Below are 18127 nucleotides of genomic sequence, written 5' to 3' on the forward strand. Positions count from 1 at the left end.
CACGCTAGGAAAGCCCCCTGTCGCGGTCCTATCCCCGTGCTATCCCGGATCCCCCGCCGCGCGGCCCGGTAGCCGATAAATCACCTAACGTGATATTCGCAGTTCCATTAGCGCGATCCCCTGCCATCCGGTTTCGGGTCTGAGTTCCAGCGTGGAGGATGTGAGAATAAGGAGGTCCCGGCGCCGGTTTTCGTCGAAATAAAGTTCGCTTCTGTTCGCAATGCGTGTGATATAACTCCTTTTCGGGGGTTGTTCCTGCTCAATTTCGGAACGATGGGGAGCTGTGTGATCACGCCACACGAAGAGTCCGGAAGCGACGGGGTAATGGCCTTCCGCGTGCTCGGCCCCATCGAAGTACGGGGCGCGGGCGGCGCGGTCCGGGTCCCCGTCGGCCGCCAGCAGACCGTCCTGGGCATCCTGCTCCTGGAACTGGGCCGCGTCGTCTCCACCGACCAGATCGTGGACATCCTCTGGGAGCACAGCCCGCCCGAGACCGTCCGCACCCAGGTGCAGATCTGCGTCTCCCGCCTGCGGACCCTGCTCAAGCAGACCGGCGCCGTCATCGAGACCCGGGCCCCCGGCTACGTCCTCAACGCCGACCCCGCGACCGTGGACGCGCACGTCTTCCGCGCCCGGGTCCGCGAGGCGACCGCCCTGTCCCAGCAGGACCGGACCGAGGAGGCCGCCGCCCTGCTGCGCTCCGCGGTCGGACTCTGGCGCGGCCCTGTGTTCGGCGGTGTCGGCGCCGAGGCCCTGCGGGCCCGGGCCACCCACCTCGACGAGGAGCGCATGGCCGCCGTCGAGGCCTACCTGTCCATCGAACTCGGACTGGGGCGGCACCAGCGCCTCATCGGGGAGATCAACGGGCTGGTCGAGCAGCACCCGCTGCGTGAGGGGCTGCGCGCCCAGCTGATGCTCGCGCTGTACCGGTCCGGCCGCCAGGTCGAGGCGCTGGAGGTCTACCGGCGCGGCCGCGACCTGCTCATCGAGGAGCTGGGCCTGGAGCCCGGCGCCGAACTGCGCGAACTGGAACGTGCCATCCTCGCCGGGGACCCCGACCTGGAGCACGTCCCCGCCCAGGGGCCGGCCCGGGCCGAGGGCGGCGCGCCCGCCACCGCGTTCGGCGGCGGGGTCACACCCTTCCAGCTGCCCTCCGACACCGTCGACTTCGTCGGCCGCCGCGACCTCATCGAACGGGTCGAGGACGTCCTGTCCGGCTCCGGCTCCGGGACCCGGGTCGCCGTGCTCATGGGCCGGCCCGGGGTCGGCAAGAGCTCCACCGCGGTGCGGGTCGCCCACCGGCTGGGCCCCGAGCACTACCCCGACGGGCAGCTCTACTGCGACCTGCGCGCCACCCGGGAGGCCCCGCTGGACCCCGGCGAGGTCCTGGGCCGCTTCCTGCGGGCGCTGGGCGTGCCCGGCCCCGCCGTCCCCGACGACGCGGACGAGCGCGCCGCCATGTACCGCGGCCTGCTGGCCACCCGCCGGGTCCTCGTCGTCCTGGACGACGCCGCCACCGAGTCCCAGCTGCTGCCGCTCATCCCGGCCGGTCCCGGCTGCGGGGTCCTCATCACCTCCCGTGCCAACCTCACCGGCCTGCCCGGCGCGACCTTCCTCCAGCTCGAAACGCTCCCCGAGGAGGCCTCGCTGGAACTGCTGCGCCAGGTCCTGGGCGACGCCCGGGTCGACGCCGAGCCCGCGGCCGCCCACGCGCTCGTGGGCGCGGTGGGGCGGCTGCCCCTGGCGCTGCGCATCGTGTCGGCCCGCCTGGCCGCCCGCCGCCACTGGACGCTGTCCTCGATGGTGGACCGGCTGGCGGACGAGCGGCACCGCCTGGACGAGCTGGCCCACGGCGACATGACGGTGCGGGCGAGCCTGTCGCTGACCTACGACGGCCTGGAGGCCGGGACGGCCCGCGCCTTCGGGCTGCTCGGCCTGGTCGAAGGACCCACCATCCCCATGTGGTCGGCGGCGGCCCTGCTGGGCGACGACCGCCCCTTCCCCTCCGACATCGTCGAACCGCTGGTGGACGCCCACCTGCTCGACATCGTGGGCACCGACCCCTCGGGGGAACCGGTGTACCGCTTCCACGAGCTGGTGCGCGACTACGCGCGGGAGAGGTCGGCCGACACCGAGGACGACGCCTCCCGCGGAGCCGCCGCCGTCCGCCTCATGGGCGGCTGGCTCGCGCTGCTCGACGCCGCCAACGACGACCTCATGGGCGGGGAGTACCTGCGGGTCCGCGGCGGCGCCCCCCGGTGGTCGCCGCCCGCCCGGTACGTGGAGCGCGTCCTGGGCGACCCCTACGCCTGGTTCGAGGGCGAACGCGCCAACCTCCGCCACGTGGTGCTCCAGGCGGTCGAGCTCGGCATGGACGAGCAGAGCTGGGACCTGCTGGTCGGCTTCTCGGTGTTCCTCACGCGGCGCGGCTACATGCAGGAGCTGGCCGAGCTCCACGACAGGGTCGAGCCGTTCGTGCGCGGACGCGGCAACCGGCTCGGCATGGCCTCCCTGTGGGCGACGGTCAGCGAGGCGCTGGGCCACCGCTACGACGGGCCGACCCGGGCGGCGCTGCTGGAGCGGGCCCTGGAGACCTACACCGAGCTCGGAGAGGTGCGGGGGCAGGCGATAGCGCGCCGGGCCCTGGCCACCCTGACCGCGGAGGCCGGTGACGAGAAGCGCGCGCTGAGCCTGTGCGAGGAGGCCCTGGAGGGTTTCACCGCCGTCGGGGACCTGGGCGGGCAGTGGCGCAGCCTGATGCTCACCGGCTACCTGCGCGGCCGCGGCGGCGACGCCGACGGGGGGCGCGCGGACCTCGACCGGGCCCTGGAGCTGGCGGGGCGCACCGGGGACCCGAGGGCCAGCGCCCAGGTGCTGCGCCGGGCGGCCCAGCTCGACCTGCTGCGCGGGGACGCCGACCAGGGGATCGCGCGGCTGCGCGAGGTGCTGGCCGTCGTCGAGGAGATCGGGGACCTCGTCGGCCAGGCGATGGTGCTGCGCGACCTGGGGGCGGCCTGCGCGCGGGCCGGACGGACCGGGGAGGCGCGGGAGCTGCTGGCGCGGGCCGTGGCGGGGTTCGAGCAGCTCCACGACGAGAGGGAACGAGCCGAGGCGGCGTCCGTTCTGGCCGACCTCGGCTGACCGTTCTCCATCGTCGGTCCCCTCTACTTCTCCCAGCGGTCGCTCAGGACGCCCTCGAGGATCTCACCGGCGGGGCCCAGCTTCTCCCAGCGGTCCTCGAGGAGGGACCCGATCGCCTCGCCGGCGCGGCCCGGGACCTCGCCGACCCCCTGGGTGGTCGAGGCGAGGGCGGGGGAGGCGCCCAGGGACAGGGCGACGGCGGCGGCGAGAGCGAGGGAGAACTTGACGATCCGCATGGTGACCTCCGTTTGTGTAGGCCCCGTCGTTCGGGGGATGCCCACATCCTGCACCGCATCGCCGCCGAAGGCTTATCACAGGACTATTCGCACGATTGCACGGCGCTGACAGGGGCCTATCCCGGTCCGGGATAGGCCGCCGATAGCAGGTGGATGCCCTCCCTTCCGATGATCGTGGGGAACCGATCGCGGGAGGAGATCCCGGGGTATCGGACCGGGATCGCCTTGGACTGCGGAGCGGTGATGAACGACGTCCCCATGCTTGAGACCCTGGGAGAGTGCCGTGTCGACGGGCGCCCCGTGCGGCACCGGCGGGCAGCCGAACTGGCGGCGGTCCTGCTCCTGTCCGACGGCGCGGCGCCCCGCGACTGGCTGTCCACCGTGCTGTTCGAGGGCGACCCCTCGCCGTCCAGCCTGCCCACGCTGGCCATGCGGGCGCGGCGGATCGGCCTGGACGTGCGGTACGAGCGCGAGATCGGTGCGTACCGTATCGGCGAGGGCGTCCGCTGCGACGTCGTCGAGTTCCTGTTCCTGCTGTCCCACGGCTACGTCGCCCAGGCGATGGAGTTCTACCGGGGCCCGTTCATGGTGCGCAGCCAGAGCCCCTTCGCCGTCCAGACCCGGGCCCACCTGGAGCAGCGCATCGTCGAGGCCGTCGTGGACAGCGGCGACGGGCGCCTGATGGCCGACGCGCTCCGGGTCGTGCGCGACCCGCGGATGCGGCGGACACTGGCGCGCGACGCGGGCGCGGCGATGGACCCGGGCCCGGCGGCCGCGGCGGTGATGGCGTAGCGGACGCATCAGGGCGGCGAGACGAGCAGGAGGGAGGGGACGGCGTGCGGAAAGGCCAGGCGGAGCAGGCCGTACCCCGCTCCGGCCGCACCGGACAGCGCGGGCGCGGCGCCCGGGGTGAGGCGCCAGCCGCGGGCGCGGCCGTGCGCGAGCAGGCCGGCCGCGCCGCGCAGCGGGGCGTCGTCCGCCCCGCCGCCCCGCCGCCGGGCCGTCGACACCAGGAACTCCAGGACGCCCAGGTCGCCGTGGCAGGCACCGTGGTCGCCGGCGGAGCGCAGGCCGGAGCCGACCCCCAGCACTGCGTCGCGGACGGCGCGCTCCAGGGACGCCAGGTCCTCCAGGGCGGCCGAGCGCACCGCGGGCTCGCGCGTGTCGGCCAGCAGCGACAGGCGGGACAGGCCGATCCCCGCCAGGCCGCGGCACCAGGACACGTCCGTCGGCGGGTGCCGTTCCAGCACCTCCCGCTCCCGGGACAGCAGCCGGGCGACCGCCCCGCCGTACCCCGCGCCGGGCAGTGCGGCGTCCATGCGGGCCAGCGCGACCAGGACGCCGGTGGAGCCCGAGGCCATGCCGGGCTCGGGTACGGGCTCCGCCTCGGCGAGCGCCGACGCGACGCGGTCGGCCACGGCCAGCGCTCCCGAGTCCGGCAGGACCGCGTGCAGGGAGAGGGCGGCCAGGACGGTGCCCGCCCGGCCCCCGGCCGTACCGGGGGAACCGCCCTCGGCGTGCCCGCGCAGCAGGTCCAGGTGTGCCAGGGCACCCCGTACCCAGGGGTCGCGGCCGTGCACCGAGCAGGCCGCGGCCAGGTGGACCAGCGCCGCCCCCGCCCGGGCGAACCGGTCCGGGTCGTCGGGGGAGAAGCGCAGGGCGGCGGAGTGGTCCGCGGCGGCCTCGGCGCGCGTCCGCGGGCCGGGGCCGCCGTCGAGGACGGCGAGCCGGGCCAGCAGCGGTCCGGCCCCCGGATCCCGCGGGGAGAGCCCGCGGGCGAGGTCGGTCGCGGCGGCCAGGGCGGTCGCCGGGTCCAGCGGCCGGTCGCCCGGGCGCGGGTCGGCCGCGTCGGGGTCGTCGGGGCACAGGTCGCGGGCGGCCCGGCGGACCAGAGCCACCGCGCCCCCGGCGCCGTGCCGGTCCAGGGACCGCAGCCGACGGCGCACGGACGCGGCCGGGGTCTCGACGAGCACCCCCGGGACGGTCCGGCCCGCGCTGTCGACCAGGTCGGCGGCCCCCGCCGGACCCGACAGGTGCGGCAGGTCGCCGTGGAGCAGGTCGGCCGACTCCGCCCGCAGCAGCGCCGACCACAGCCGGGCGTCGCCGTCACCGGGCAGCGGCCGGGGCAGCAGCAGCGAGCGTGTGAGGCCGTCGCGCAGCAGGTCCGGGCGGTCCCCGGCGTCCAGGGAGGGCGCGTAGAGGGCGGCCGGGTACAGGTCGTGCCGCAGCCGGGTCCGGGCCAGCCCGCCCAGCGGCCCCTCCCGGGACAGCCAGGTGCCGCGGTCGGCCACCAGGGCGTCGTAGGCGAACGCGAACCCGTCCGTCAGGGCCCCCGCGTGCCCCTCCAGCGGCAGCACCCCGCCACCGGACTCGGGCAGGTGGTCCTCGTCCTCCACGGGCTCCTCGTCCAGCGGGTCGTCCTCGTCGCCGGTGAGGAGCGCCGCCGGGTCCACCGGCCGCTCGGGGGAGCGCGCCGTCGCCGACAGCAGGCGCTCGGCGTCCGTCAGCACCGGGTGCGCGCCGTGCGCGACGACGTCCCGGTGGCGCGGCGCCCGGCCGGTCAGGGCGTGGGACAGCGCGGTGAGGGCGCCCAGCCGCCAGTAGAAGGCGCCGCCTTCTCCGTCGGGGCAGGCTTCGTGCTCGACGCGGAGCGTCCACCCGTGGTCGGGCAGGCGCAGCACCGGGGCGGCGGTCAGCCGGTGCTCGGGTCCGCGCGCGTTGAACCAGGAGACGATCTCCTCCCACAGCACCGCCGCGTCCGGCGGACGCGGGGCGTGGACCATCCGGGTGTCCCCGAACGAGACGACGGCGCCGACCAGCCCGCCCGGGCGGCGCACGTACCCGGAGCCGAAGTCCACCAGGGCCACCTCGTCCAGCCGGCCCCCGTGCAGCCCGTCCAGCGCCGGGAGGTCGGCGACGAGGTGGCGGGCCAGCTCCAGCCGGGACCCCTCCCACCGGGAGAGCACCTCCGCGACCCGGCGCAGCAGAACCGTGTACTCCTCCCACAGCTCGCGCTGGAACCGCGGGCGCGACAGCAGCTCCAGGTACGCGCGGAACCGGGCCTCCCCGCTCTCGCCGCCGATCCGCCCGGAGAGCTGGGCGAACTGCATCTCCAGGGCCACGGTCGGGGTCATCAGCCGGCTCAGCTCCTCGTCCGGCCACTCCCGGGCCAGCAGGTCCGGCAGCCCGGCCAGCCGGGGGTCGGCCCCCCGCACCAGCGCGGACACCGCGTCGTGCAGGGCCCGCTGGTGCCCGTGCACGGCGTCCAGGGCCGGGCGCAGGAACCCGGCCGCCCCGGGGTCGGCGAGGTACGCCTCCCGCGGGCGCCCGGCGTCCCGGCCCAGGGCGATGCGCCCGTCCGCGCGGCGCACCCACGGTTCCGGCCCGGCGGGGGCGGGCGCGTCCGCGGCGGGGTCGTCCGCCGCCCGCCACCAGGGGAGTTCCGCGACGGTCCATTGCCTTTCCATGTTCGGCTCCCGTTCCGACCGGGGTCCCGATGACGCACCGGTGCTCTGGACCCAGTCTCACCAGGGGCGTTCACGGCGCCATCACGCCGGGGCGGCGGCCGATAGGCGGGCGATAAGTGGGCGATGGGGGCCCCGGCGACAGTAGGTGTGCAGAGGTCGGACCCTTCCCGAGGAGGAGGCGAGATGACGAGGACGGTGGAGGTATCGACACTGGGCCGCTGCGCCGTGGACGGCGCGGCCGTGGCCAACCGCAGGGCCGTGGAGCTGGCGGCGCTGGTCGCCCTGTCCCACGGGAGCGTGCACCGCGACCGGGTGCTGGTGGAGCTGTTCGAGGCCGACCCGGCCCCGTCGAGCCTGCCGACCCTGGCCATGCGCGCCCGCCGGGCGGGGATCCCCGTCCGCTACGACCGGCGCAGGGCCTGCTACACGCTGGACGGCGGCGTCCGGTTCGACGTCGTGGAGCTGTTGGGGCTCGTCCGCGCGGGGGAGCTGGAACGGGCCCTGGACCTCTACACGGGTCCCTTCCTGCCGACCAGCCAGAGCCCCTTCGCGGCGGACACCCGGGCCGATGTCGAGGGCGCCGTCGTGCGCGCGGTCCTGGCCCGGGGCGATGTCGCGCTGATGACCCGGGCGGACCGGGTGGTCAAGCACCCGGAGCTGAGCGAGGAGCTGGTCCGGCGGGGCGCCGACCCCGCCACCGTCTCGCTGAGCCGTTCCTGGCTCTCCGGGCTCGGCTTTCCCGGCTGACCCCCGGCTGACCCCCGGCCGGCCCCCGGGGCCGGCCCCGGGCCGCCCCTGGGCGGGAGGAGGACCCCGGACGACCGGAAAGGCCGCCCTTCCAGGTTCCCCTCCCACTGTGCCGGGGTGGTCTCTGGTACGTGTACGAGTCTCCGGCAGCGGATTCGCAGGGGCTTCACACGGCCCGGAAAAAAATTCTCGGCGGGATGTCGATCCTGCGCGGCCCCGTTCGACGAACAGGTGAGAGGCGGGGGAGAGGCCCCCGGACCGCACGGAAGGCGAACACCATGCGCTACATGATGTCGATCATGTCCGACCCGCAGGCCGAGGCGAACACCGAGATGACCCCGGAGATCTTCGAGGCCATGGCCGCCTACAACGAGGAGCTGGTCAAGGCCGGGGTGCTGCTCGCCGGGGACGGCCTGGCGCCCTCCACCGAGGCCACCCGGGTGACCTTCTCCGACGGGAGGGCCCGCGTCACCGACGGCCCCTTCGCCGAGGCCAGGGAGTTCATCGCCGGGTACTGGATCATCCAGGTGTCCTCGCCCGAGGAGGCCGTGGAGTGGGCCAAGCGCTGCCCCCACCCGCCGGCGGGCGACACCACGGAGATGCACCTGGTCCTGCGCCGGATCATGGACACCGACGACTTCAGCGACGAGATGATGCCCGAGGAGCTCAAGGAGCGCGAGCGCGAACTGCGCAAGCAGAACGCCCACGAGGGGGAGGCGGGCTGACCACGGGCCGGGTTGCGGTGACGCGGCTCACGGTGCTCTCATGGGCCCGTGAGCCACACCGATACCCGGCGCGCGGTGGAGGCGGTCTGGCGCATCGAATCGGCCCGCCTCGTCGCCGCACTCACCCGCATGGTCGGCGACGTCGGCCTGGCCGAGGAGTTCGCCCAGGACGCGCTGGTCAGCGCTTTGGAGAAATGGCCGCGTGAGGGTGTGCCCGACCGGCCCGGCGCCTGGCTGACCACCGTCGCCAAACGCCGTGTCGTCGACCGCTGGCGGCGCGACGAGCGCTTCCAGGACCGCATGGCCGAGCTGGGCCGCCACATCGCCGAGAACGACGGGCGGGACGGGTTCGACGCCGTCCTGGAGGAGGACTACGGCGACGACCTGCTGCGGCTCATGTTCGTGTGCTGCCACCCGGTGCTGTCCACGCAGGCGCGGGTCGCCCTGACCCTGCGGATGCTGGGCGGGCTGACCACCGACGAGATCGCCCGCGCGTTCCTGGTGCCCGAGCCGACCGTCGCCCAGCGCATCGTCCGCGCCAAGCGCACCCTGGCCGAGAGGAAGGTGCCGTTCGAGGTGCCCGTCGGCGAGGACCGCGACGCCCGGGTGGCCTCCGTGCTGGAGGTCGTCTACCTCGTCTTCAACGAGGGGTACGCGGCGACCTCGGGCGACAGCCTCCTGCGCCCCGAGCTGTGCGAGGAGGCCATGCGGCTGGGCCGGGTGCTCGCCGGGCTGCTCCCGAAGGAGCGCGAGGTGCACGGACTGGTCGCGCTCATGGAGCTGCACGCCTCCCGGTTCCGCGCCCGGGTCGCCCCGGACGGGACCCCGGTACCGCTCGCCGAACAGGACCGCTCCCGCTGGGACCGGATGCTCATCACCCGGGGCATGGCGGCGCTGGTGCGGTCGCTGCCGCCCGACCCCTCCCTGCCGCGCGGGCCCTACGCCCTCCAGGCGGCGATCGCCGCGGAGCACGCCCGCGCCCTCACCCCGGAGGACACCGACTGGACCGTCATCGCAGCCCTCTACCTGGCGCTGGTCCGGGAGACCGGCTCCCCGGTGGTGGAGCTCAACCGGGCGGTGGCGGTGTCGATGGCCGACGGCCCGCAGGCGGCCCTGGAGATCACCGACGCCCTCCAGGGGGCCCTGGACGGCTACCACCCGCTCCCTGCCGTCCGCGGAGACCTGCTGGAGCGGCTGGGCCGGCCGAAGGAGGCCGAGGCGGAGTTCCGCCGAGCGGCGTCCCTCACCCGCAACGGGAGCGAGCGCGCCCTGCTGCTGGCCCGCGCCGACCGCGTCGCCCCCTGACCCCCCGACGCATCCCGCACGGCGGGATTCTGCCGAGGGCAGTGAACCCTGGCGCGGGAGGGGAGGTCCGGGCCAGACTGCCCGCATGAGACTTCTGGTACTGGGCGGCACCGAGTTCGTCGGGCGCGCGATCGTCGAGGACGCGCTGGAGCGGGGGTGGGACGTCACGGTCCTGCACCGCGGGACCGGGCAGGCCCCGCCGGGCGCGGCCGTGCTGCACGGCGACCGGCTGGCCCCGGACGGCCTGGCGGAGCTGGGGGAGGGCGAGTGGGACGCCGTCGTCGACACCTGGTCGGCGGCGCCCCGCGTGGTGGCGGAGTCCTCCCGCCTGCTGGCGGACCGGGCGGGCCGTTACTCCTACATCTCCAGCCGCTCCGTCTACACCTTCCCCGCGGCGCCCGGCTCCGACGAGACCTGGCCGACGGTGGACGGCGACCCCGGGGCCGACGGCACCGACTACGCGGCCGACAAGCGCGGCGGCGAACTGGCCGTGGAGGCGGCCTTCGGCGACCGCTCCCTGTTCGTGCGGGCCGGACTCATCCTCGGCCCCTACGAGAACATCGGCCGCCTGCCCTGGTGGCTGAACCGGATCGCCCGGGGCGGCCCCTTCCCCGCCCCCGGCCCCGCCGACCTGCCGATCCAGTACGTGGACGTCCGCGACCTGGCCGCCTGGACCCTGGACGCCACCGCGGCGGGGCTGTCCGGCCCGTTCAACCTGGTGAGCCCGCCCGGGCACGCCACCATGGGCGGGCTGATCGACGCCTGCGCCGCCGCCACAGGGTCGGGCGCCGAACCCGTGTGGCTCACCCCCGAGCAGGTCGCCGCGGCCGGGGTGGAGCCGTGGTCGCAGCTGCCGGTGTGGCTCCCGCCGGGCGAGCTGCACGACTCCCTGCACACCGGCGACGTCTCCCGCGCGGTGGCCGCCGGGCTGCGCTGCCGCCCGGTCGCCGAGACCGTCGCCGACACCTGGGAGTGGCTGGTCTCCCTCGGCGGCACCGCCCCGCAGCGGCCCGACCGCCCCGCCGTCGGCCTGCCCGAGGGCGCCGAGGAGCGCCTCCTCGCCGCGTCCGGCACCCGCTGACACGCCGCGGGGGCCGCCCGTCCGGGCGGCCCCCGCGGTCGTGCCGGGCTATCCGGCCGGGGTGCCGACCGGGCGGGACGACACGACCAGGCTGTCGGCGGTGTCGTTGACGTCCACCACCACCGTGTCCCCCTCGGCCAGCCCGCCCGCCAGCAGCTCGCGGGCCAGCGGGTCGCCGATGGAGGACTGCACCAGGCGGCGCAGCGGCCGGGCGCCGTAGTTGGGGTCGTAGCCGGTCATCGCCAGCCACTCCCGCGCCCCCGGCGTCACGTCCAGGCGCAGCCGCCGGTCGGCCAGGCGGCGGGCCAGCTTCTCCACCTGGAGGTCCACGATCCGGGTCAGGTCCTCGATGGACAGCGCGTCGAACATGATGACGTCGTCGAGCCGGTTCAGGAACTCGGGCTTGAACGTCGCCCGCACCACGTCCATCACCCGCTGCTCGCGGGTCGCCTCGTCCAGGGTCTGGTCCACCAGGAACGGCGAGCCCAGGTTGGAGGTGAGGATGAGGATGGTGTTGCGGAAGTCCACCACCCGCCCCTGGCCGTCGGTCAGTCGGCCGTCGTCCAGGACCTGGAGCAGGGTGTCGAACACCTCGATGTGGGCCTTCTCCACCTCGTCCAGCAGCACCACCGTGTACGGGCGCCGCCGCACCGCCTCGGTGAGCTGGCCTCCCTCCTCGTAGCCGACGTACCCGGGGGGTGCGCCGACCAGGCGGGACACCGAGTGCTTCTCTGAGTACTCGCTCATGTCGATGCGGACGATCGCCCGCTCGTCGTCGAACAGGAACTCCGCCAGCGCCTTGGCCAGCTCGGTCTTGCCGACACCCGTCGGCCCCAGGAACAGGAACGACCCGGTCGGCCGGTCGGGGTCGGAGATGCCCGCCCGGGCCCGGCGCACCGCGTCGGCCACGGCCACCACCGCGGACCGCTGGCCGATGAGCCGCCTGCCCAGCTCCTCCTCCATGCGCAGCAGCTTGGAGGTCTCGCCCTCCATCATCCGCCCCACGGGGATGCCGGTCCAGGACGACACCACCTCGGCGACCTCGTCGGCGCCCACCTCGTCCTTGACCATGGTGTCGGCCTTGGCCTCGGCGGACTCCTCCGCCTTGGACGCCTCCTCCAGCTGCTTCTCCAGCTGCGGGATCTCCCCGTACATCAGCCGGGACGCCGTGGTGAAGTCGCCCTCGCGCTCGGCCAGCTCGGCCTGGGTGCGCAGCTCGTCCAGCCGCCCCTTGAGCTCACCGACCCGGTTCAGGCCCGCCTTCTCCTGCTCCCACCGGGCGACCAGCCCGTTCAGGCGCTCCTGCTTGTCGGCCAGGTCCGAGCGCAGCCGCTCCAGCCGCTGCCGGGACGCCGGGTCCGACTCCTTGTCCAGCGCCATCTCCTCCATCTTGAGGCGGTCGACGGTGCGGCGCAGCTCGTCGATCTCCACCGGGCTGGAGTCGATCTCCATGCGCAGCCGGGACGCCGCCTCGTCGATGAGGTCGATCGCCTTGTCCGGCAGGAAGCGCGCGGTGATGTAGCGGTCGGACAGGGTGGCGGCGGCCACCAGCGCCGAGTCGGAGATCTGCACCTTGTGGTGCGCCTCGTAGCGGCCCTTGAGCCCGCGCAGGATCGCGATGGTGTCGGTGGCCGACGGCTCGCCCACGAACACCTGCTGGAACCGGCGCTCCAGGGCGGGGTCCTTCTCGATCCGCTCCCGGTACTCGTCCAGCGTGGTCGCGCCGACCATGCGCAGCTCACCGCGGGCCAGCATCGGCTTGAGCATGTTCCCGGCGTCCATGGAGCCGTCGCCGGACGCGCCGGCTCCGACCATGGTGTGCAGCTCGTCGATGAACGTGATGACCTGGCCGTCGGAGTCCTTGATCTCCTGGAGCACCGCCTTGAGGCGCTCCTCGAACTCGCCCCGGTACTTGGCGCCCGCCACCATCGCCGACAGGTCCAGGCTGATCAGCCTCTTGCCGAGCAGCGACTGGGGCACGTCTCCCGCGACGATGCGCTGGGCCAGGCCCTCCACCACGGCGGTCTTGCCGACGCCGGGCTCGCCGATGAGCACCGGGTTGTTCTTGGTGCGGCGGCTGAGGACCTGGATGACCCGCCGGATCTCCCCGTCGCGGCCGATCACCGGGTCCACCTTGCCCTCGCGGGCCCGTTCGGTCAGGTCGACGCCGTACTTCTCCAGCGCCTGGTAGGTCTCCTCGGGGTTCTCCGTGGTGATCCGCCCCTTGCCGCGCACCCGCTCGAACGCGTCGAGCAGGGCCTCGGGGGTGGCGCCGGCCTCCTTGAGCAGCCGGGCGGCCTCGCCGCCGTCGGCGGCCAGGCCCACCAGCAGGTGCTCGGTGGAGACGTACTCGTCCTCCATCTGCTTGGCGCGCTGGGCGGCGGTGTTGATGGAGACGATGAGCTGCCGGGAGGAGCTCGGCGACGCCGTCGTGGAGCCGGACACCTTGGGCAGCGCGTCGATGGCCGCGTCCACCCTGTCCTTGAGCCGGTCGGGGTCGGCGCCCGTCTCCTTGAGCAGCGGTCGGGTGATGCCCTCGGCCTGGTCCAGCAGCGCGGCCAGCAGGTGCACCGGCTCGGTCTGCGGGTTGCCGTCCGTCGTGGCCCGGCGGATGGCCACCGACAGGGCCTCCTGGCTCTTCTGGGTGAGCTTGTAGTTCATGCGCGGTGACTCCTTTCACAAGTCTCGTGACGCAGGGTGGTGTTGCTCGGTCGACCAAGCCCCCGTGCCGCTGTGCGGAGCCCCGGTGGAACCGTTGCGGCCCTCAGGCCTCCTCGCCGGGGGCGCGGCCGGGGCCCTCCTGCGCGGAGTCCCCCAACCGGCCGTCGCCCTCGGCGGTGTTGAAGATCGTCACCCGGGTGCGCCGGACCAGTTCGCCGCGCACCCCCGGCCCGCCCTCGGGGTGGGCCGGGCGCGACCGCCGGGCCACCGCCCGGCGTGCCGCCTCCAGTTCGTTGGCCAGGTGGAACACGTGCTCGCGCAGCTGTTCCACCTCGTGTTCCAGCTCCAGGATCCGCTTGATCCCGGCCAGGTTGATGCCCTCCTCCTGGGACAGCCGCTGCACCTCGCGCAGCGTCTGCACGTCGCGCATGGAGTAGCGCCTACCGCGTCCGGAGGTCCGGCCCGGGGACACGATCCCCAGCCGGTCGTACTGCCGCAGCGTCTGCGGGTGCATGCCCGCCAGTTCGGCCGCCACGGATATGACGTAGACCGGGGCGTCCACGCCGAAGGAGTCGTTCATCGGTCTCACGCACCCTTCGCCCGTGCTTCGAGCCCGTCGCGCGGGTCGTGGTCGGACGTCGCCGCGCGGAACTTCTCCAGGGCCTCACGGGCATCGCCGTTGAGGTTCGTGGGGACGGAGACCTCCAGGGTGACGATCATGTCCCCGGCGGTGCCGTCCTTGCGGGTCGCACCCTTGCCGCGCACCCGCAGTTTGTGGCCGTTCTGTGTGCCCGGTGGCACCTTGACCGTCACCGGGAACCCGGAGAGGGTCGGGATGCGCACGTCGGCGCCGAGCACCGCCTCGGGGAAGGTGATCGGGACGGTGATCGTGACGTTGTCGCCGGTCCTGCCGAACACCGGGTGCTCCTTCACGTGGACGACGACGTACAGGTCGCCCGCGGGGCCGCCGTTCTCGCCCGGCGCGCCCTTGCCCTTGATGCGGATGCGCTGGCCGTCGGCCACCCCGGCGGGAATGCGCGTCTGGATGGTGCGGGTGCTCTTGCCGCGCCCGCTGCCGTGGCAGGTGGCGCAGGGGTCGTCGACGACCAGGCCGCGCCCCTTGCACTCGCTGCACGGCTCCGACAGCGAGAAGCCGCCGAGGTTGGTGTTCTCGTGCCCGGTGCCCGCGCACTTGGGGCACATCCGCGGGGCGGTGCCCGCCTTGGCGCCGGTCCCCTTGCAGGTGGGACAGGGGGCTTCGCTGGCGAGCTGGAAGGAGCGGGTCGCCCCGGCCGCGGCCTCGCGGAAGGTCAGGGTGGTCTCGGTCTCCACGTCGGCGCCGCGCCTGCTGCGCGTCGCCGTGCCGCCCCGCCCCCGGCCGCCGAACAGCCCGCCGAAGAGGTCACTGAGGCGCTCTCCGCCGGTGCCGCCCGCGGTGCCGCCGCCCTGCCCGAACAGGTCGCTCATGTCGAACCCGCCCGGGCCGGTCCCGCCGCCGGGCCGGTAGGAGCCCCCGAACAGGGAGCGCGCGTCGTCGTACTCCTTGCGGCGCTTGTCGTCCGACAGGACGTTGTACGCCTCGGAGATCTCCTTGAAGCGGTTCTCCGCCTCGGGGTCGCCGGTGTTGGCGTCGGGGTGGTTCGCGCGTGCCAGCTTGCGGTAGGACGACTTGATCTCGTCCTTGGAGGCGGTCTTTGAGACTCCGAGGACCTTGTAGTAGTCCTTCTCCAGGTAGTCCTTGGTGCTCATCGACTGGGTGCCTTCTCCCGCTGCTCAGATCGCGTCCGTTGTTGCCAGGTCGTCCCGGGCCTCCCGGGCCCGGGGTCGGCCCCGGCCGCACCCGGGGGGGTGCGGCCGGGGCCCTGCGGGGTCGTCCCGCTAATCGCCGTCCTCGGCCCGGACGTCGCCGGTACCGGCGTCCTCGCCGGTGTCCCCGGCGGGTTCGCCGACGACCACGCGGGCCGGGCGCAGGATGCGCTCACCGATCCGGTACCCCGGCTGGAAGACCTCCACCACGGTCTGGACCGAGATGTTCGGAACCGGGATCAGGGTCAGCGCCTCGTGCAGGTTCGGGTCGAACTCCTCGCCCTGCTCCGCGAACCGCTCCAGGCCCAGCTTGGCGACCACGCCCTCCAGGGCCTCGCCCACCGCCTTGAACCCGCCGGTGAGCTCGTCGTGGTCGCGGGCCCGGCCGATGTCGTCCAGGATCGGCAGGAGTTCACCGAGGACCTGGGCGGTGGCGACCTCGCGGACGGCCACCCGGTCCCGCTCGACGCGCTTGCGGTAGTTGGAGTACTCCGCCTGCACCCGCTTGATGTCGTTGGTGAGCTCCACGACCCGCTCGTCGGCGTTGATCGCCTCCGACACCACCTGCTCGGGGGTGTCCGGGATCTCGATGCCCTCGACGCCCTCGTCGTCGGTGACGGCCTCGTCGTCCGCGGCCTCCTCCGCGGCCCCGGCGGTCTCCTCCGCCTTCGGCTCGCGCACCTCCCCGGTCTCCGGGTCGATACGGCGGTTGTCGCGGATCACCGGACCCTGGCGCTCCTCACCGTCTCCGGTGGTGCCGTTCGTGTTGTCAGACAGCGCCATCTGGGACGTGCCCTCCTTCCTCTCGGCCCGAGCGGGTCAGGACCGGTCGCCCTTGTTGTCCTCGTCGACGATCTCGGCGTCCACGACGTCGGAGTCGTCGGCGGAGGCGCCCGGGGCGGACTCGCCGGCGGCGGCGCCGTCGGCGCCCTGCTGGCCCTGGCTGTAGATCGCCGAACCGATCTTCTGGCTGGCCAGCGCGACCTTCTCGCTCGCCGTGCGGATGGTGTCGACGTCCGAGCCCTCCAGGGCGGTCTTCAGCTCGCCCAGGGCGGCCTCGGTCTCCGAGCGCACGTCCGCCGGGATCTTGTCCTCGTTGTCCTTGATGACCTTCTCGGTCTGGAACACGAGGGACTCGGCGTTGTTGCGGACCTCGGCGCTCTCGCGGCGCTTGCGGTCCTCCTCCGCGTACTGCTCGGCGTCGCGGACCATCTTGTCGATGTCCTCCTTGGACATCGCCGAGCCGCCGGAGATGGTGACGGACTGCTCGCGGCCGGTGCCCAGGTCCTTGGCGGTGACGTTGACGATGCCGTTGGCGTCGATGTCGAAGGCCACCTCGATCTGCGGGACGCCGCGCGGCGCCGGGGGCAGACCGGTCAGGTCGAAGACGCCCAGCTTCTTGTTGTCGCGGGCCATCTCGCGCTCGCCCTGGTAGACCTGGATCTGCACGGACGGCTGGTTGTCGTCGGCCGTCGTGAAGATCTCGGAGCGCTTGGTCGGGATGGTCGTGTTGCGCTCGATGAGCTTGGTGAACACGCCGCCCTTGGTCTCGATGCCCAGCGACAGCGGGGTCACGTCCAGGAGCAGGACGTCCTTGACCTCGCCCTTGAGCACACCGGCCTGGAGCGCGGCGCCGATGGCCACGACCTCGTCCGGGTTGACGCCCTTGTTGGGCTCCTTGCCGCCGGTCAGCTCCTTGACGAGCTCGACGATGGCGGGCATGCGGGTGGAGCCGCCGACCAGCACCACGTGCTCGATCTCGCTGAGGCTGATGCCCGCGTCCTTGATGACCTGCTGGAACGGGATCTTGGTCCGCTCGACCAGGTCGGAGGTCAGCCGCTGGAACTCGGCGCGGGTGAGCTTCTCGTCCAGGTGCAGCGGGCCCTCCGCCGAGGCGGTGATGTAGGGCAGGTTGATCTGCGTCTCGCTGGAGCTGGACAGCTCGATCTTGGCCTTCTCGGCGGCCTCGCGCAGGCGCTGGAGGGCCATCTTGTCCTTGGCCAGGTCCACGCCGTTGGAGTTCTTGAACTTCTCGACGAGCCAGTCGACGATCGCCTGGTCCCAGTCGTCGCCGCCCAGGTGGTTGTCGCCGTTGGTGGCCTTGACCTCCACGACGCCGTCGCCGACCTCCAGCAGGGAGACGTCGAAGGTGCCGCCACCGAGGTCGTAGACGAGGATCGTCGCCTCGTCCTCCTTCTCCAGGTGGTAGGCGAGCGCGGCCGAGGTGGGCTCGTTGATGATGCGCAGGACGTTGAGGCCCGCGATCGTGCCGGCCTCCTTGGTGGCCTGGCGCTGGGAGTCGCTGAAGTACGCCGGGACGGTGATGACCGCGTCGGTCACGTCCTCGCCCAGGTAGGCCTCGGCGTCCCGCTTGAGCTTCTGCAGGATGAAGGCGCTGATCTGCTGCGGGTTGAAGGTCTTGTCGTCGATCTTCACGGTCCAGTCGGTGCCGATGTGGCGCTTGACCGACCGGATGGTGCGGTCGACGTTGGTGACCGCCTGGCGCTTGGCGACCTCGCCGACGAGGACCTCACCGTTCTTGGCGAAGGCGACGACGGACGGGGTGGTGCGGGAACCCTCGGCGTTGGTGATGACCGTGGGCTCACCGCCCTCCAGGACCGCGACACAGGAGTTCGTCGTACCGAGGTCGATTCCGACCGCACGTGCCATGTTGCTTCCTCCGTCAAAGTTGAGTCGTTCGGGCGTAAGTTTGCTTCGTCCGGCGAGGGTTGTCAAGTCAGTTGAGTCGACCAGACTCAAGTTACTTTCTACGACCTGACAACGAGCGACCCTGCGGGGTTGTTCCCGAGTTCGGCGGCTTTCACGAGGGAGATGACGGAACCCCGGGTGAAGCCGGGGGGATCCTTGACCGGGTCTCGGGGTCGTCCCCGACGGGAACCGGGGACGGTTCAGGGGTGGTGCGCGCACCACTCCGGAAGCGGGGGGCGGCGACCCCGG

Annotated in this window: 13 protein-coding genes; 6 read left to right on the plus strand and 7 right to left on the minus strand. The window is 73.5% G+C overall.

Translation table 11 applies throughout. The features are described from left to right. Positions 1–324: 324 nt before the first annotated feature. Positions 325–3141 carry a BTAD domain-containing putative transcriptional regulator gene (locus ACSUPR_RS17525; RefSeq protein WP_436885683.1) on the plus strand — a complete coding sequence of 939 codons (2817 nt, stop codon included), beginning with the start codon at positions 325–327 and terminating at the stop codon, positions 3139–3141. Between the two features lie 23 nt (positions 3142–3164). Here ACSUPR_RS17525 and ACSUPR_RS17530 read toward each other — a convergent pair whose 3' ends face one another. Next, positions 3165–3377, minus strand: coding sequence for a hypothetical protein (locus ACSUPR_RS17530; protein WP_436885684.1), 213 nt, complete (start codon positions 3375–3377; stop codon positions 3165–3167). Between the two features lie 243 nt (positions 3378–3620). On the opposite strand from ACSUPR_RS17530, the gene ACSUPR_RS17535 reads away from it, so the two are divergent. Then, complete coding sequence (locus ACSUPR_RS17535; RefSeq protein WP_436885685.1) at positions 3621–4169, plus strand: hypothetical protein; 549 nt, start codon at positions 3621–3623, stop codon at positions 4167–4169. A gap of 8 nt (positions 4170–4177) precedes the next feature. Here the strand turns inward: ACSUPR_RS17535 and ACSUPR_RS17540 are convergent, their stop codons facing one another. Next, the gene (locus tag ACSUPR_RS17540) at positions 4178–6844 is read right to left on the minus strand and encodes a DUF4135 domain-containing protein (RefSeq protein WP_436885686.1); all 2667 of its coding nucleotides are present in this window, start codon (positions 6842–6844) and stop codon (positions 4178–4180) included. Between the two features lie 183 nt (positions 6845–7027). Between ACSUPR_RS17540 and ACSUPR_RS17545 the strand changes: the two genes are divergently transcribed. The 4 genes from ACSUPR_RS17545 to ACSUPR_RS17560 all read left to right on the plus strand — a co-directional run bounded on the left by ACSUPR_RS17545 (position 7028) and on the right by ACSUPR_RS17560 (position 10702). Then, positions 7028–7591, plus strand: a complete 564-nt coding sequence (locus ACSUPR_RS17545) for a hypothetical protein (RefSeq protein ID WP_436885687.1) — start codon at positions 7028–7030, stop codon at positions 7589–7591. A gap of 278 nt (positions 7592–7869) precedes the next feature. Then, the gene (locus ACSUPR_RS17550; RefSeq protein WP_436885688.1) at positions 7870–8316 is read left to right on the plus strand and encodes a YciI family protein; all 447 of its coding nucleotides are present in this window, start codon (positions 7870–7872) and stop codon (positions 8314–8316) included. A 48-nt stretch (positions 8317–8364) separates the two neighbouring features. Further along, a complete protein-coding gene (locus ACSUPR_RS17555; protein WP_436885689.1) occupies positions 8365–9621 on the plus strand; it encodes an RNA polymerase sigma factor in 1257 nt (418 codons plus the stop codon). An 85-nt stretch (positions 9622–9706) separates the two neighbouring features. Then, complete coding sequence (locus ACSUPR_RS17560) at positions 9707–10702, plus strand: NAD-dependent epimerase/dehydratase family protein (protein WP_436885690.1); 996 nt, start codon at positions 9707–9709, stop codon at positions 10700–10702. A 48-nt stretch (positions 10703–10750) separates the two neighbouring features. Here the strand turns inward: ACSUPR_RS17560 and clpB are convergent, their stop codons facing one another. The 5 genes from clpB to dnaK form a co-directional block, all read right to left on the minus strand. Then, on the minus strand, positions 10751–13363 hold the full coding sequence (gene clpB / locus ACSUPR_RS17565) for an ATP-dependent chaperone ClpB (RefSeq protein WP_436885691.1): 2613 nt from the start codon (positions 13361–13363) through the stop codon (positions 10751–10753). Positions 13364–13466: 103 nt separating this feature from the next. Beyond that, positions 13467–13943 (minus strand): heat shock protein transcriptional repressor HspR, encoded by a 477-nt coding sequence (locus tag ACSUPR_RS17570; protein ID WP_436885692.1) that lies wholly within the window; start codon positions 13941–13943, stop codon positions 13467–13469. A gap of 5 nt (positions 13944–13948) precedes the next feature. Beyond that, positions 13949–15112 (minus strand): molecular chaperone DnaJ, encoded by a 1164-nt coding sequence (gene dnaJ / locus ACSUPR_RS17575; protein ID WP_436885693.1) that lies wholly within the window; start codon positions 15110–15112, stop codon positions 13949–13951. A gap of 129 nt (positions 15113–15241) precedes the next feature. After that, a complete protein-coding gene (gene grpE / locus ACSUPR_RS17580) occupies positions 15242–15952 on the minus strand; it encodes a nucleotide exchange factor GrpE (protein ID WP_436885694.1) in 711 nt (236 codons plus the stop codon). A gap of 36 nt (positions 15953–15988) precedes the next feature. Continuing rightward, entirely contained in the window at positions 15989–17839 is a 1851-nt protein-coding gene (dnaK, locus tag ACSUPR_RS17585) for a molecular chaperone DnaK (RefSeq protein WP_436885695.1), read from the minus strand. Positions 17840–18127: the final 288 nt, after the last annotated feature.

This window comes from Nocardiopsis dassonvillei (assembly GCF_964273065.1).
GTDB classification, from domain to species: domain Bacteria; phylum Actinomycetota; class Actinomycetes; order Streptosporangiales; family Streptosporangiaceae; genus Nocardiopsis; species Nocardiopsis dassonvillei_B.